This is a genomic window from Sedimentisphaera cyanobacteriorum (genome assembly GCF_001997385.1).
GTDB classification, from domain to species: Bacteria; Planctomycetota; Phycisphaerae; order Sedimentisphaerales; family Sedimentisphaeraceae; genus Sedimentisphaera; species Sedimentisphaera cyanobacteriorum.
In genome coordinates this window covers 2,489,273-2,504,654 of sequence record NZ_CP019633.1, presented here as the reverse complement: position 1 = coordinate 2,504,654, position 15,382 = coordinate 2,489,273, and the positions used below count along the sequence as shown (strand labels likewise).

Below are 15,382 nucleotides of genomic sequence, written 5' to 3'. Positions count from 1 at the left end.
AAAACCGTAAATCATTCAAAATTCTATAGCCCTGCTGCTTATTGCAGCTGAACTTTAAGGCAGTATTTTTAGCATTATTATTATCTGCGATTTAATTTATGAAAACAAAAAACATAAGAACATATAACTTGCACATTCTTTGCCTTGTAAGTTTTTTGTTTGCATTCAGCAATGCTCAGGGTCTTGTTCATTGTAAATCGCATGATGGCCACAGCAAGATAGAATTTGCAGTAAACAACTCTTGCAGCAGCTCTAATCCGGCCATTTCTTTAACTAAGCTGCGATTAAATTCCATACATCCATATTCTCACAGCAGCTCCAGCTGCGGCCCTTGTGTGGATACTCAGATTTTTAAGAAATATATAAACACAAATCAGAATCACAGCCAAATTAAATCTATAGTTTCGGCTCCGCCTGTTTCTTTAGCACCGATTTTCAGAAGCTTGCGTTTTTCTAAATACAAGCTTTCTTCAGAGTTTTCAGCTTCAGTCAATTCCTGCCTTGGTTCCCTGCGTACAATTATCATTTTAACATAAACCCCAAATAGCGACTTTTCTAATTAGCCTTAAACCAGCAGTGCACTTTGTCTGTGCATTGCATTTAAGGGTTTTTTATAGTTTGGACTGCTATTTTGGGAGACCTTATGTTTAAAATATTTTTTCCATTTCTATCAATTATTATGCTGCTTGGATGCACAAATTCCGGCAGAGATGAGACATTAGCGCAAAAACCGTCTTTAGAGCGGTACTTAAACGTTTCTAATTCATTGTCAGAGAGCTCAAGAGGTAATGAGAAATATGAGATTTCCGAGCCGAATGATGTTTTGACGCTCAGAGATGCCATTTCTTTAACTTTGATGAATAATCCAGAGCTCAAGGCCCATTCGTATCAGGTAAGGGCGGATGAGGCAAGAGCTTTGCAGGCCGGTCTTTCGCCTAATCCTGAATTAGGGGTAGAGGTAGAGGAGATTGGCGGTTCTGGAGGCAAAAGCGGCTTTGATGCAGCTGAAACTGTTATTTCGGTTAGCCAGCTGATTGAGCTTGCTGATAAGGCTCAAAAGCGTAAGAAGGCTGCTTCTGTTCAAACTGAGCTTGCAGAATGGGATTATAAATCAAAACGTCTGGATGTATTTACTGATGTGGCCAATGCGTTTGTGGAGGTATTAGGGGCTCAGAGAACTCTGTCTCTAAATCAGGAATTATTGGCGTTATCTGAAAAAGTTGCTGAAACAGTTTCGCAGCGTGTAGAGGCTGGTAAAGATCCTCCAATTGAGCAGGATAAAGCGAATGTATTGAAAGCGAAATTGGAAATTCAACACAATCAGGCTTTACAGAAACTGCAATCATCCAGAGAGAAGCTGGCTTCCTTCTGGTCTTCGGAGAGCCCGGTTTTTACAAAAGTCCAAGGCGAACTCGAGCTTATAGAACCAGTTCCTGCTTTTTCTAAGCTCAAAAAGCAGCTTTCAAAAAATCCCGATATCGCACGCTGGTCAGCTGAGCTTGATAAAGCAGATGCTTTGATAGATTTGGAGGAGTCTCGCAGTGTTCAGGATATTACGTTTAGTGCCGGAGTAAAACGTTTCAATGAGTCTGATGATAATTCCTTTTTCGTTGGTTTTTCTATTCCGCTCCCGCTTTATGACAGAAATCAAGGGAATAAACTTGCAGCGATAAATGACAAGCTTAAGACGCATCAATTACAAAAAAAAGCAAAGCTGCAAATCTATAGCCAGCTTTCCGAGGCTTACAGTTCTTTGAGCAATTCTTATTCTCAGGCTGTAAAAACCAAACAGGCTGTCCTTTCCGGAGCAAGGGCTGCATTTCAAGCCGCAAAAGAAGCGTATGAACAAGGCAAGACGGAATATCTTGCTGTACTGGATTCCCAGAGAACTTTATTCCAAGCCGAGTCTTATTACATTGATTCTTTAGTTTCTTATCACAAGGCAAAAGCAAATATTGAACGCCTTACAGGACAAACAATTCAGATGGAGAAATGATATGAAAGAACATACAATTAAAAATATAATTGCAGCATCTTTAACCTTGTTTCTTGGTTTATTGATTGGCATTGCTGCTGCCTTCCTGCTTATGAATCATCCAACAAAAGCTGAAGTTTTTCATAAAGACAAGCCAGATATTGGGCACAGCGAACCTGACGGGCATACAGAAGGATATGGAGCGCATAAAGAAAGCAGTGAAAACCATGACGACCACGGCGAACAAGACGGTCATATCGCTCTCTCCGAGGCGGAGGCTGCTGAATTTTCGATTGAAACAGCAGAGGCAATGCCAGGGAAACTGCATACAAAAGTAAAACTGCCTGGTGAAATACGGCTGAATCCCGATAAGCTTGCTCACATTGTTCCGCGTGTGGCCGGCATTGTTCAAAAAGTGAATGTTAATTTGGGCGATCAGGTTAAGCAGGGGGAGGTTATGGCCGTGCTTGAAAGCAGAAACCTTGCAGATGCAAAATCAGACTATTTATCTGCCCTTCAGCGGCGGGAATTAACAAATGCCACTTATGAACGTGAAAAGAAACTATGGGAAAAGAAGGTTTCATCCGAGCAGGATTATCTTGATGCCAGAGAAGCCAATGCCGAGGCAAATATCAATCTGAATAATGCAGAACAGCAGCTTATTGCTTTGGGATTTGATGAGAAATATCTTGCAGAACTCCCAGTTATGCCTGATGCCAGTTATACCCGATATGAAATCACATCGCCTTTTGACGGCACTGTTATAAAAAAAGACATCGTTAAAGGGGAATTTGTCAATTCGAGTTCGGATATATTAGAGATAGCCAATATGGATACGGTCTGGGCGATTCTTGCTGTTTACCAGAAGAATCTTTTAGAGGTTCAGGAATCTCAGAATGTTACTGTCCAAGCAGATAAGATATCGGCAGAATTTCGAGGTGTCATTGATTATATCAGTCCTATTGTTGAAGAGTCAACGCGCACCGCTTCTGCGCGGGTTGTAATTGATAATTCCAGCGGAAAATGGCGTCCGGGGCTTTTCGCTGCCGGAGTAATTGAAACAGCTTATTCCCAGCACGATTTGGTTATTCCCAAAGCGGCCGTGCAGACTGTCGGTGAGGAAAAGGTTGTTTTTGTCAAAACTGAGCACGGGTTCAAGCCTGCCCATATTCAAACAGGCAAAAGCAGCGGGAAGAACGTTGAAGTGGTTTCAGGTTTAAGTAAAGGCCAAACCATCGCAGTTAGTAACACCTTTACTCTAAAGGCTGAATTGAACAAAGGATCGTTTGGCGGCCATAACCATTGATAAGCAGGAGTAAACAATGCTGAAGAAAATAATTGATATGTCATTATCCAATAAGCTGCTGGTAGTATTGTCGGTTTTACTGGCAGTTATTTTTGGAATTAAAAGTCTAAATGAACTTCCGGTTGATGCATTCCCTGATGTTTCCCCCTCACTTGTACAGGTTTTTACAGTTACTGAAGGGCTAGCACCGGAAGAAGTGGAAAAATATGTAACCTATCCGGTAGAAGCAAAGATGACGGGGCTGCCGAAAGTTAGTAAGATCAGGTCGGTGTCAAATTTTGGTTTATCTGTTGTCAGCATTTATTTTGAGGATGGAACAGATATTTATTTTGCCCGTCAGTTAGTTGGAGAGAAGCTTCAGGAGGCTCGCGAGGAGATACCGGAAGGATTTGGCGATCCTAAGATGGGGCCTATAGCAACAGGTCAGGGGCAGATTCTTTACTATTACCTAAAAGATACCTCAGGGGAATACTCTTTGACCGAGCTGAGAACAATTCAGGACTGGATAGTTAAATTCAATCTTCAGACTGTCCCTGGAGTTACTGAGGTTCTGGGCATAGGCGGACATGAAAAGCAGTTCCAAATTGTTGTATCCCCCGAGGCACTGATTCGATATGATTTGACGCTCAATGAAGTAATCCGTCGCATCAAAGAGAATAATGTAAATGCCGGAGCCCAATTCATTGAACAAGATGGTGAGCAGCTTGTCGTTCGGTCTGAAGGCCTTGCCGAAGGTATTTCAGATTTGAAAAGCATTGCTGTAAAGACTGTTGACGGCAGGCCTGTACACATTAGCGATGTTGCAGAAGTTAAGATCGGCGGGGCAATCCGCCGCGGCCTGCAAACCCGCAATGGAAAAGAAGAAGTTGTTGCAGGTATGGTTGTTAAGCTGCTCGGTACAAATTCATCTACTGTCATAGAAAGAGTGCAGGAAAAAATTGATGAGATACAAAAAAGCCTGCCTGATGAGGTAAAGATAGTTCCTTTTTATGAGCAGAAAACAATTGTTGATGCTTCCTTGGATACAGTTAAAAATGCATTATTGCAGGGTGTCATTCTTGTTGTCATTGTTGTTTTTGTGTTTATGGGCGGCTTCAGGCCGAGTGTAATTGTTTCTGTTGCACTGGCCTTTTCTGTGCTGTTTACTTTTATTGCTATGAAATACCTTGGTCTTTCGGCCAATCTGATGACTTTCGGCGGAATTGCAATTGCCATTGGAATGCTTGTTGACGGGACAATTGTAGTAGTGGAAAATGTTGACAGGATGTTAAGCGAGGCCAGCCCGGACGAGCCGGCAGCTCATGTTGCTGCAAGAGCCTGTTCAGAAGTTGCCCGGCCAATTACATTTGCTATTTCCATTATAATACTTGTGTTTCTTCCCTTGTTCACATTGCAGGGTGTTGAAGGTAAAACATTCCGGCCTCTTGCAGCTACAGTAGCATTGGCGCTTTTGGGTTCTTTGATATATGCTGTTCTGCAAGCTCCTGCTTTGTGCAGTATCCTTATGAGGCGTCCTGCGGCGAAGAAAGCTGAAAAATCACATAAAGACAAGAGCGAGCCTTTTATTGTTCGAATTCTGCTCAAAGCTTATCAGCCTTTGGTAAGGTTCTTCGTTAGATTTCGTTATGTTACTGTAATTCTTGCTGCTGCATTGCTGATTTTGGGAGCTGCAATTTATCCGAGACTCGGCAGTGAATTTACTCCGAGACTTCTTGAAGGTGATATTATGGTAAATCTAACTTTTGCACCTTCGGCTTCCATAAAAGAATCAAAACGCAATGTATTGCTTTTGGAAAAACGTTTTCTTCAGATACCCGAAGTTGGGGAAGTCGTAAGCCGGATTGGACGCGGGGAGGTAGGAGCGCATTCAGCTCCGGTAAATGTAAGTCATATGAATGTTATTCTCAAGCCCAAATCAGAATGGTCAGGTGCCCTTAGTCAGGTTGATATTGAGGCGAAAATTAGAGAAAAGCTCAAACGCTTCCCAGGCGTTCAAAGCAACATCACCCAGCCGATACAGCTTTCAGTTGATGAGCTTATCGGCGGCGTAAAAGCTGAGCTTGCTGTAAAGTTATTTGGGGGCGAGCTGGATACTCTGAAGTCCAAGGGCGACCAAATCGCAGAAGTAATCAGAACTGTAAACGGGGCAGCTGATGTGCAGGTGCAGCAGATGGTTGGCGCCCCTCAGCTTGTTATCCGCCCAGACCGCCAAGCAGCTGCACGTTATGGGATGGATATTTCGGAAATTCAGAGAGTGATAGAAGCAGCCGTTGGCGGGGTAGAAGTTGGACAAATATTTGAAGGGATTCGGCGATTCGATATTTACCTCAGATATGAAAAGTCTGCAAGAGCAACCCCCGAAGCTATTCGAGATATAATTGCAGAAACTCCCGAGGGAAAACGAGTTCCGCTGGATGAGCTGGCGGTTGTCAAAGAAGTAGTTGGCCCAAGGCAGATACAGCGTGAGAACAATCAGCGATATCTTTCTGTTCAGTGTAATGTAGTTGGGCGGGATATAGGAAGTTTCGTTGAAGATGCGAAAAAGAAGATCAATGCAGAGATTAACCTGCCCCCGGGGTGCTTCATTTCTTGGGGTGGTCAATTTGAACTGCAGCAGAAAGCAAACAAGCGGTTAGCGGTTGTAATCCCGATCACCTTGTCAATTATCGCTTTGCTGCTTTATATCAATTTCAAAAAGATTTCAAACACACTGCTTATTCTTTTTAATATTCCTTTGGCTCTGGTTGGCGGGGTTGCCGCCCTGTGGCTTTTCGGCGAGAATTTTTCTGTCCCTGCATCAATTGGATTTATTGCATTGTTCGGGATTGCTCTTGAGAACGGGATGGTTCTGGTAACTTATCTTAACCAGTTAACGGAAAAGGGCCTGCCGATTGATGAAGCATCTGTGCAAGGGGCGTGTATGCGTTTGAGGCCTGTACTGATGACTGCCGGAACTACTGCTCTGGGGCTGGTTCCGCTGCTTCTCTCTTCCGGCACGGGAAGCGAGGTGCAGAAGCCGCTGGCAATGGTTGTTATCGGCGGACTTATAACTTCTACAATACTGACCCTGCTGGTGATACCCGCTCTGTATAAGTGGTTTTCGCCGCAGCAGATAATTGAAATGCAATAGTGAAGGAGATTCGAAATGAAAATGATAATCGCTTTTGTAAAACCTAATATGCTTGATGCAGTAATGCTTGCATTGCATAAAATTGAAGGGCTTACGGGCGCAAGCTCCTCAGAGGTTCAGGGCTTCGGCCAAGACCGCAGTGTGAACGACCGCGAAATTTCGTTCAAGACAAGCCCCCATATTAAATTAGAGCTATCATGCCATAATGATTTAGTGGATCAGGTGCTTTCAGCAATTGCCCAAGCAGCCCATACTGGGCTTCGCGGAGACGGGAAAATTTATGTATTGCCTCTGAACGATGCAGTGCGTATCAGCAGTAAGGAAAGAGGGGAGAAAGCAGTATGAATAGTATTTGATTCCCGCTTTGAAACTCCGCCCAGCTCAAAGAAAAAAAGTGATAAGAAAAAAGTAAGATCCCCGAATTTCGGGGAGCTTTTTGTACATATAGCTGCGGTTTTAGCCGACAAGCTTTTTCATATCTTCTTCCACTGTGCTGATTGGTGAGATGTCGAATTTTTCCACGAGCACATTCGCCACGTTCTCAGAGAGGAATGCCGGCAGTGTCGGGCCGAGGTGAATATTCTTTACGCCAAGAGCGAGCAGAGCAAGCAGAACAATAACCGCCTTCTGCTCATACCACGCCACGTTGTAAACAATCGGCAGGTCGTTGATGTCTTCCAGCTCAAAGGCTTCCTTCAGCTTCAAAGCTATCAGTGCGAGTGAGTAGCTGTCGTTGCACTGCCCGGCATCGAGCACGCGCGGTATTCCGCCGATATCGCCGAGGTCGAGCTTGTTGTAGCGGTATTTAGCGCAGCCGGCAGTAAGGATAATCGTATCGCTTGGCAGCTGCTTTGCGAATTCGGTGTAGTAGTTTCTGGTATCGTGCCGGCCGTCGCAGCCTGCCATCACCACAAACTTTCGCACAGCGCCGGACTTAACCGCATCCACAACCTTATCTGCAAGCTGCATTACCTGATTATGAGCGAATCCTCCCACAAGCTTGCCGGTTTCGAGCTCTTTCGGCGGGTCGCACTGCTTAGCCATCTCGATAATCTTTGAGAAGTCTTTGCTTCCGCCTTCCGGTCTGTCGGGAATATGCTTCATACCGGGAAATGCCACAACGCTCGTTGTAAACACCTTGTCTTTGTATGAGTCTTTCGGCGGGATAAGGCAGTTTGTTGTCATAAGTATCGGGCCGTTGAACGCCTCGAATTCCTCATCCTGAGCCCACCAAGAATTGCCGTAGTTGCCGATGAAGTGGTCGAATTTCTTAAACGCCGGATAATAGTTGGCCGGAAGCATTTCGCCGTGTGTATAAACATCTACGCCGGTGTTTTCTGTCTGCTCGAGAAGCTCCTGCATATCCTTCATATCATGGCCTGAGATTAAGATTCCCGGCCTCTGGCCAACACCCAGATTCACCTCTGAGATCTCAGGGCTGCCGTAGGTTTCGTTGTGAGCCTTATCGAGAACCGCCATAACATTTACACCATTATTACCGGCTGCCAGCACCATACTGGTTAGCTCATCAGCGGACAGGTCTTTTGTGGCTGCAGCCATCGCCTTCACCATAAAATCATCCACTGTCGGGTCGTTATAGCCAAGCACAGCTGCGTGGTCTGCGTATGCCGCTATCCCTTTTACGCCGTAGGTGAGCAGTTCCCGCAGAGACCTTATGTCTTCATTCTCAGTGTTCAAAACGCCGACCTTATCGGCCTTCTCGCGAAATTCATCTTCGCTGCCGCAGTTCCATGTTAGAACGTCTGAGCCGGAGCTGTCGATACCGGCCTCGCTGATAATCTTATCTCTCAGTGAAAGGCCTTTTTTAATCGTTTCGAGGATCCTCTCATCATCAAAGCTTACGTTCGTTACAGTGGTGAACATCGCCTTCCGCACAAAATCGATCACCTCTTCGTCATACTTTTCCGCTTTTTCTGCTGCAAGAGATACGCCTTTCACCGTATAAATCAGCAGGTCTTGGAGGTCTGCGGTAAACCCCTTTTTTCCGCACATTCCGTTCCTTACACACCCCTTATTCCAAGGGCTTCCTGGCATTGATAACAAAACATAATGCAATCCTTTCAAATATAACAAAAAATAAAAAAATTCTTTTCGGCTCCCGCCAGTCTCAGAGGATTCTAGTTGCGCTGGTTGGGGCAGGGGTCTTGATAACGAGTATTCTTAACTTTTCATCGGAGGTGTTTATCCATCGGTGCGGGATATTTTTGGGGCTTTCAATTATATCGTCCTTTTCTGCTTCATGGCTTTCTTCGCCGATCTCTACTAATCCTTTTCCTTCCAATACATAAAACGCTACGTCAACAGGCGTTATGTGTTTTCGAAGAGATTCTCCCTGCTCAAGTGTGAGGTGGATTATCTGGGCGGTTGTTTTATCGTAAAGTTTTTGAGCCTTAACTTTATGCGGGTTTTCGGTGAAAGGAGTATCTTTTGTTTTTGTAATTATCATTTCTAATCCTTTAATTATCTTTTACAAGTTCGGCAAGGTCTGCCATCGTTACGCTTCTTAGGTTTTCTTCAATTGTTTGCTGAAGGGAATTCAGCTTTGCAGTCATTGGGCATTTGCCCTGTTTAGGACATTTATCTTTGCCAAGCACGCATCTGTTCAGAGTAATAGGCCCCTGAACTGCAGCTACAACCTCAAGCATTTGAATTTGCGAAGGCGGCTTGGCCAGCTCAAATCCGCCTTTTACTCCCATAATGCTTTTTACGAATCCTGCAGCCTTAAGAGTTTGAAGCAGTTTGCTTGTAAGCTGGCTGGAAACCTCTTCCTCTTTCGAGAGCTGACGAGAGGTTTTAGACCCTTTCATATAGTTTGAGGCAAGGTTTACCATTATCCTGAGGGCGTAGTCTGTGTTTCTTCTTATTACATCCATCTCATTTTCCTTTTAATATATAACTATTTTAGTCCTACTTATAGCCGATTGCAAGAAAAAAAATAAAATTTTTTAAGACATTGCAAATCTCTGAGCAGAAAGCAGCTGTGATTTGTGCGGCAGGCAGTTTAAATCCGCAGAGTACGCAGACTGTGCAGATAATTATTGAATATAAGGCTCTGGTTTATAACACCTAAGAGGAATTTAGTGATTTTCGCGTGCCTCGTGATTCAAAAAACTGCAGCGGGTATTTAATCCGTGCCTAAGATGGATGCCGGCGGGGTCAAAAATCCTCAAGAAGTTTTATCCTCTCAGGCTCTGCGGCGGCGCACGAACAGTCCTCCCAGACCAAGGATCGCGAGAGTTGCCGGTTCGGGGGTTATGGTCATTGTAACGTTTTCGTCTTCAGCGAAATCTGAGTCGTTCATTTGGTAAGTGCCCAAATTGAGCCCCAGATCGGAAATTGTTTTGTTTTGAAAAGTCATCCCGCCGCTTACCGAGGCAATGTTATTCTCGTCGATATCCTTCTCGTCAAAAAAGATAGCTTGATCTGACGTGTCAGAAACTATTGTTACTCCAAAACTGTCGCCGTAAAAACTGTCTGGGACAGATTGTACATCAGAGCCGAAAGAGGGCAGCGGAGAATCAATACCCGAGATAAACCCCATCTCCGTATCCGCAGTGGTAGTAAAGACGCCAATAACCGGTTCCTGAGGCTATAGCAAAGCCTGTTCGCCGACAGAGTCCCTACTTTCTACTGAGCCAGAGTTGAAAAAGCTGGTTAAATCGAGGCTGCCGCCGTAAGTTACTTTCACATTGCTGCCGTCAGGTGAAATATTCATTTCTATCCCGGCTGAATAAGCATAATTAACTGCCGCTAACAAAACAGTCAAAACCAAAGCAATTCTTTTCATTTCAATAACCTTTCAAGTTTAGATTTTACTTATCTTGTAGATTTATAACCTGAAAAATTAGCAGGCCAAGTATTTTTTCAATTTTGAGGGTTAAAAACTTGAATTTTAATTTGAAGCGCAACGCTTTGCTAATTTAATCAGCCCGCCTGAGGCGGGCTGGAGTTTATCGCTTTAGGCAAACCTGGGAATTTCATAGGCAAGGCGGTTTTTAGGCCGCCTTTTCCCAAGTTTGACAGTTGCAGCGCTCGGGTTGCTCTCCAGCATAGCCCTATCCCCTGCAGCAGCGATTTAATTATAACAGCAGAGCAAGCATAGAAAAGTAAAAAAAAGAGTGCCCATTACGGGTGTTTCCGATAGAATGTTTTTTACGAAAAATACTCTATTTAAGGAACCGCAATGGGCTACAAACATCTTAACATCAATGAAAGAGAATGCATACTAAAAATGCAGGCAAAAGGAAAAAAATTATCTCAGATTGCCGAATATCTCGGCAGAAACAAGGGCACGATAAGTCGAGAATTGAGTCGCAATGTCTCTTCAACTGGGGATTACAAACCGCACCTTGCCCTTGGATATTACAACAAACGCAGAGTCGCATCCAAACGCCCTTATCGCTTGGAGCAGAACGGCCGATTGTGCCGGCTTGTAATCAATAAACTTGAACAATATCACTCGCCCGAGCAGATATCCGCTCGCCTTAAAATTGATTATCCCTACGAGCAGGAAATGCGCGTAAGTCATTTAACCATATATAGTTGGATAAAGAGAGATAAAGCTGCCGGCGGCGATTATTATAAGTATTTGAGGCAAGGACATCGTAAAAGGAGAAAGAAACACGGCAGCAGCGACAAACGTGGCCGGATACCGGAGAGAGCTCCGATCAGTGAACGTCCGGCTGTTGTTGATAAACGCAGCCGCATTGGCGACTGGGAAGGTGATACCGTAAGCGGCAAGGGGCACAGTTCGTTTGTTGCCACCCATGTAGAGCGGAAAACCCGCTACCTGCTGGTCGGTAAAATGGATGACAAGAGTGCAGCCAGTATGAACGTTACTACCAAGAGAATATTCAGGAAAATTCCTAAGTTCAAACGAAAGACACTAACGGTTGATAACGGCAAGGAATTTGGCGGATTTAAGGAGATGGAAAGAATGGTCGGTCTATGCTGCTACTTTGCTGATCCGTACAGCTCATATCAGCGTGGTACGAACGAAAATACCAACGGACTGCTGCGTCAGTTTTTTCCAAAAGGTACTGATTTTAAGAAAGTAAGCAAAGCAGAAATTGACAAAGCCGTATCCTTAATCAATAATAGGCCAAGGAAATGCTTAAACTATCGGACACCAAATGAGATGCTCTGGAGCGGATAAAAATGTTGCGCTTCAGATTTTATTCTAAGACAGTTTTCACGATTTGAATTTTCAGGAAAGGTCTTATATGCAGCGTTCAGGAAAAACTATATCAGTTATGTTTGTGCTTTTAGTTTCGGTTTCGGCAGTTATGGCCGCAGGGAGCTATCCCTATCAGCCGGTGGATTTCACGAAAGTTCATTTCAATGATTCATTCTGGAAGCCTCGGCTCGAAACGAACAAAAACGTTACCATCCCCTACGCATTCGAGAAATGCGAACAGACCGGCCGGATAGACAACTTCAAGGCCGCTGCCGGTGTGATCAATCAGGAATTTCAGGGCAGGCAGGGCTTCGACGATTCTGATGTTTTCAAGATTATGGAAGGCGCTGCATACTGCCTTATGGTAGAGAAAGATCCCGAGCTTGAGGAGTATTTGGAGAATCTTATTGGATGGGTTGCCGGAGCTCAGCACGATAACGGCTATCTGTACACAGCTTGGACGCTCAAAGCCAGAGACAGAGATGCGAAAACCGGCAATTGCTGCTACATAAATAAGCCTTGGGATAATCTCAAAAGCTCACACGAGCTTTACAATGCGGGGCATATGTACGAGGCTGCGGCTGCTCACTACACCGCCACAGGACGCAGGACCTTCCTCGAAGTAGCGATAAAAAATGCCGATCTGGTTTGCGATCTATTCTTAGACGGCGAACATCAGGGCTACCCGGGGCATCAGGAGATTGAGATGGGGCTTGCAAGGCTGTACCGCGTTACTGGGAATGAGCGCTATCTCAAGATGGCCGAGGAATTCCTTGAACGCCGCGGCGAGCAGAGCAGCCCGGGCTCCCATTCGGAGTACCGACAGGCGCATAAGCCCGTTACCGAGCAGAAGGAGGCTGTAGGTCATGCCGTTCGGGCGAATTATATGTACAGCGGTATGGCCGATATCGCTGCAATGACAGGAAGCAAAGAATACATTGGTGCTATCGACGCCATCTGGAATAATATAGTAGGCAAAAAGTATTACATTACCGGCGGCGTTGGCGCAAGGCACGCCGGCGAGGCCTACGGCGATAACTACGAACTGCCCAACGAAAGCGCGTACTGCGAAACCTGCGCGCAGGTGGCGTTTGTAATGCTCAATCACAGGATGTTCCTCCTGCACGGAGATTCGAAATATATAGACGTGCTTGAGCGAACGCTGTACAACAGTACAGTGAGCGGGGTATCGCTTGACGGCGACGAATTCTTCTATCCAAACCCGCTCGAATCGCAGGGCAGCTACTCCCGTTCGCCTTGGTTCGGCTGCGCATGCTGCCCTACAAACATAACCCGCTTTATGGCATCAGTCCCCGGGTATGTATATGCAGTGCGAAACGATGATTTGTATGTGAATCTGTTTGGCAAGAGCGATGCGAATGTATCGCTTGATTCAGTGGATGTGGAGCTGAAGCAGAAAACAGAATACCCATGGAACGGCGAAGTGGAGATAGAGGTTTCGCCGGAGCAGCAGAGAGAATTCAGGCTTATGGTTCGCATCCCGGGCTGGTGCAGAAACAAGCCCGCCCCGGGCGGACTCTACAGCTACATAGACAATATCAAGCCAAGCTGGAATATATCAGTAAACGGCAGGGTAATTGAGCCGGAAATGCAGAAGGGATATGCAGTTATAAAGCGCAAATGGCAAAGGGGAGACAGCGTGGAGCTGTTTATGGATATGCCCGTGCGATACGTTGACTGCATAGATAAGGTGGAAGCGAATATCGGCAAGGCGGCCGTGGAGCGCGGCCCGATAGTTTACTGCGCCGAAGAGCCGGATAACGGCAAAGGCAAGGTTCAGAATTTCTATCTGACCCAAACCAGCGCTGCCGGGAAGGTGCTTGAGATTAAAAACGGAATGCTTGCGGGCAATAAGAAGATCGTCTTGCCTGCTCGCAAATACAATAGCCCTGATATCAGGCAGGTGGTGCTTACTCCTTACAACGTTTGGAACAACCGCAATCCGAGAACGAGTATGACTGTATGGTTCGCCCAGACCAAGCAGGGAGCAAGGAAGGCCGCAATGAGCGAAAACGCCTTTATAAGCAATATGGGCATTATCGAAGCGAGCTATACGTATCGCGGAGATGAAGCGGAAGCTGTTAGCGACGGGAAGATTCCAGAGTCTTCAAGCGACAGAAGCATCCCGCGCTGGACGAGCTGGCCGAGAAGGGGTAAGTCCCAGACAATCACCTACAGCTTCGATGAGACCCAGAAAGTTTCGTCTGCTGGGCTTTATTTCTACAACGGCGGCGGCGGCGTGCAGCTTCCTGCAAGCTGGCATATCGAGCGAAAAATCAGCGGAAGCTGGGAGAAGATGGAGCCGTACCTGACAGATTCCTACAGCGTGATTGAGGATTCATTCAACACAGTCCATCCAGCAGAGGTAAAAGAGTGCGAGGCAATGAGGATTGTGGTAAACCCGAAAAAGACCTCCTGCGCAGGAATCCTCGAAGCCAAAATCGAAACCGAATAAATTCGCCTAAATGCAGAAGAGCCGTTAGATGGTATTTGCAAATTAAATCAAATTTGAATATCATCGTGCAGCGGTAAAATTCCTGCGGTTTGAATTAAGGGAGAATTTATGAGATTGTGGTTTGCAGCATTATTTGCAGCAGTATCTTTATGCTTTGCAGCTGAGGAAAATTCTTTAACAAGTCTGAAAGACGTTTTCAAAGATGATTTTCATATCGGCGCTACTGTAAACAGAAGCCAGATTTACGGCCGCTCCCCAAAAGCAGTAAGCCTTCTTCGCGAACAATTCAATTCCATCACGCCTGAGAATGTGATGAAATGGAGCAGCATACATCCGGAGCCTGATGAGTACAATTTTGAGCCGGCAGATAAATACGCATCCATCGGGGCTGAAAATTCGATGTTCGTTGTGGGCCATACGCTAATCTGGCATAATCAGACGCCGGACTGGGTGTTCAAAAATGCAGATGGAAGCGAGGTTAGCCGCGAAGAACTGCTCAAAAGGATGAAGGAGCATATATTCAAGGCTGCAGGCAGGTATAAGGGGAAAGTGCATGGCTGGGATGTCGTGAACGAGGCGATTGAGGATAACGGCTCGCTCAGAAATACGAAATGGCGTGAGATTATAGGCGATGATTATATCGCCAAGGCATTTGAATATGCTCATCAGGCAGCGCCCGAGGCGGAGCTGTATTACAATGATTATAATATGTATCGAGGCAAAAAGAGAAAGGCCGCCGCAGAGCTTGCAAAGAAGCTGCAAAGCAAGGGCATTCGAATAGACGGCATCGGCATACAGGGGCACTGGGGGCTCAGCCATCCACCTTCTGCTGAAATCCAAAAAAGCATTGATGCCTTTTCGAACCTCGGGCTGAAGGTTATGATTACAGAGCTGGATTTGACTGTACTGCCGAGCGCTTGGGAGCATAGAGGCGCAGATATAAGCCAAAATTATGAGCTGAGAAATGAGATCAATCCCTTCCCGAACGGCCTGCCTGCAAATATGCACAGAAAGCTCGCGAAGCGGTATAAGCAGCTTTTCGTACTGTTCAGCCGGAATTCGGGGAAGCTCAGCCGGATAACTTTCTGGGGAGTACACGACGGCTGCTCATGGCGTAACAACTGGCCTGTGCGGGGCAGAACGGATTATCCGCTTCTTTTCAATAGAAACTGCAAGCCCAAACCCGCTTTTGAAGCGGTTTTAGAGGCCGGAAAATAACAGATTCCGCTAACTGTCTCAACTTACTGTCTCTCTTTAAGGCTGTTCTGATGACCAGTCAGCTTGTGAAGTTGCACAAA

11 protein-coding genes and 1 pseudogene are annotated in these 15,382 nt (G+C 45.6%); 7 read left to right on the top strand and 5 right to left on the bottom strand.

Features of this window, described 5'->3' with window-relative positions; genetic code table 11:
• Positions 1 to 643: 643 nt before the first annotated feature.
• The 4 genes from L21SP3_RS10065 to L21SP3_RS10050 are packed head-to-tail and all read left to right on the top strand — an operon-like array spanning position 644 to position 6,756.
• Complete coding sequence (locus tag L21SP3_RS10065; protein WP_077541129.1) at positions 644 to 1,996, top strand: TolC family protein; 1,353 nt, start codon at positions 644 to 646, stop codon at positions 1,994 to 1,996.
• A 1-nt stretch (position 1,997) separates the two neighbouring features.
• Positions 1,998 to 3,281, top strand: coding sequence for an efflux RND transporter periplasmic adaptor subunit (locus L21SP3_RS10060; protein ID WP_077541127.1), 1,284 nt, complete (start codon positions 1,998 to 2,000; stop codon positions 3,279 to 3,281).
• A gap of 16 nt (positions 3,282 to 3,297) precedes the next feature.
• Positions 3,298 to 6,411, top strand: a complete 3,114-nt coding sequence (locus tag L21SP3_RS10055; RefSeq protein ID WP_077541125.1) for an efflux RND transporter permease subunit — start codon at positions 3,298 to 3,300, stop codon at positions 6,409 to 6,411.
• 15 nt (positions 6,412 to 6,426) lie between these two features.
• Positions 6,427 to 6,756 carry a P-II family nitrogen regulator gene (locus L21SP3_RS10050; protein WP_077541123.1) on the top strand — a complete coding sequence of 110 codons (330 nt, stop codon included), beginning with the start codon at positions 6,427 to 6,429 and terminating at the stop codon, positions 6,754 to 6,756.
• Positions 6,757 to 6,867: 111 nt separating this feature from the next.
• On the opposite strand, the pseudogene hcp reads toward L21SP3_RS10050, so the two are convergent.
• From hcp to L21SP3_RS10025, 5 genes and pseudogenes are all read right to left on the bottom strand, one after another.
• Positions 6,868 to 8,480: pseudogene (gene hcp, locus L21SP3_RS10045) on the bottom strand (hydroxylamine reductase).
• A gap of 59 nt (positions 8,481 to 8,539) precedes the next feature.
• Complete coding sequence (locus L21SP3_RS10040; protein ID WP_077541121.1) at positions 8,540 to 8,878, bottom strand: cupin domain-containing protein; 339 nt, start codon at positions 8,876 to 8,878, stop codon at positions 8,540 to 8,542.
• Positions 8,879 to 8,888: 10 nt separating this feature from the next.
• Positions 8,889 to 9,305, bottom strand: coding sequence for an RrF2 family transcriptional regulator (locus L21SP3_RS10035; protein ID WP_077541119.1), 417 nt, complete (start codon positions 9,303 to 9,305; stop codon positions 8,889 to 8,891).
• A gap of 311 nt (positions 9,306 to 9,616) precedes the next feature.
• Complete coding sequence (locus tag L21SP3_RS10030; RefSeq protein ID WP_077541117.1) at positions 9,617 to 9,973, bottom strand: PEP-CTERM sorting domain-containing protein; 357 nt, start codon at positions 9,971 to 9,973, stop codon at positions 9,617 to 9,619.
• Between the two features lie 48 nt (positions 9,974 to 10,021).
• Positions 10,022 to 10,219 carry a hypothetical protein gene (locus tag L21SP3_RS10025; protein ID WP_077541115.1) on the bottom strand — a complete coding sequence of 66 codons (198 nt, stop codon included), beginning with the start codon at positions 10,217 to 10,219 and terminating at the stop codon, positions 10,022 to 10,024.
• Between the two features lie 396 nt (positions 10,220 to 10,615).
• Here L21SP3_RS10025 and L21SP3_RS10020 point away from each other — a divergent pair, with 396 nt between their 5' ends.
• From L21SP3_RS10020 to L21SP3_RS10010, 3 genes are all read left to right on the top strand, one after another.
• Positions 10,616 to 11,587: an IS30 family transposase gene (locus L21SP3_RS10020; RefSeq protein ID WP_077540821.1), complete on the top strand. Its 972-nt coding sequence runs from the start codon at positions 10,616 to 10,618 to the stop codon at positions 11,585 to 11,587.
• A gap of 67 nt (positions 11,588 to 11,654) precedes the next feature.
• A complete protein-coding gene (locus L21SP3_RS10015; protein WP_077541113.1) occupies positions 11,655 to 14,084 on the top strand; it encodes a glycoside hydrolase family 127 protein in 2,430 nt (809 codons plus the stop codon).
• Positions 14,085 to 14,192: 108 nt separating this feature from the next.
• Complete coding sequence (locus L21SP3_RS10010) at positions 14,193 to 15,302, top strand: endo-1,4-beta-xylanase (RefSeq protein WP_077541111.1); 1,110 nt, start codon at positions 14,193 to 14,195, stop codon at positions 15,300 to 15,302.
• Positions 15,303 to 15,382: the final 80 nt, after the last annotated feature.

Coding starts and splice junctions, on each gene's coding strand:
- L21SP3_RS10010 (WP_077541111.1), top strand. CDS start 14,193: ATGAGATTGTGGTTTGCAGCATTATTTGCAGCAGTATCTTTATGCTTT.
- L21SP3_RS10025 (WP_077541115.1), bottom strand. CDS start 10,219: ATGAAAAGAATTGCTTTGGTTTTGACTGTTTTGTTAGCGGCAGTTAAT.
- L21SP3_RS10065 (WP_077541129.1), top strand. CDS start 644: ATGTTTAAAATATTTTTTCCATTTCTATCAATTATTATGCTGCTTGGA.
- L21SP3_RS10050 (WP_077541123.1), top strand. CDS start 6,427: ATGAAAATGATAATCGCTTTTGTAAAACCTAATATGCTTGATGCAGTA.
- L21SP3_RS10015 (WP_077541113.1), top strand. CDS start 11,655: ATGCAGCGTTCAGGAAAAACTATATCAGTTATGTTTGTGCTTTTAGTT.
- L21SP3_RS10055 (WP_077541125.1), top strand. CDS start 3,298: ATGCTGAAGAAAATAATTGATATGTCATTATCCAATAAGCTGCTGGTA.
- L21SP3_RS10020 (WP_077540821.1), top strand. CDS start 10,616: ATGGGCTACAAACATCTTAACATCAATGAAAGAGAATGCATACTAAAA.
- L21SP3_RS10060 (WP_077541127.1), top strand. CDS start 1,998: ATGAAAGAACATACAATTAAAAATATAATTGCAGCATCTTTAACCTTG.
- L21SP3_RS10030 (WP_077541117.1), bottom strand. CDS start 9,973: ATGGGGTTTATCTCGGGTATTGATTCTCCGCTGCCCTCTTTCGGCTCT.
- L21SP3_RS10035 (WP_077541119.1), bottom strand. CDS start 9,305: ATGGATGTAATAAGAAGAAACACAGACTACGCCCTCAGGATAATGGTA.
- L21SP3_RS10040 (WP_077541121.1), bottom strand. CDS start 8,878: ATGATAATTACAAAAACAAAAGATACTCCTTTCACCGAAAACCCGCAT.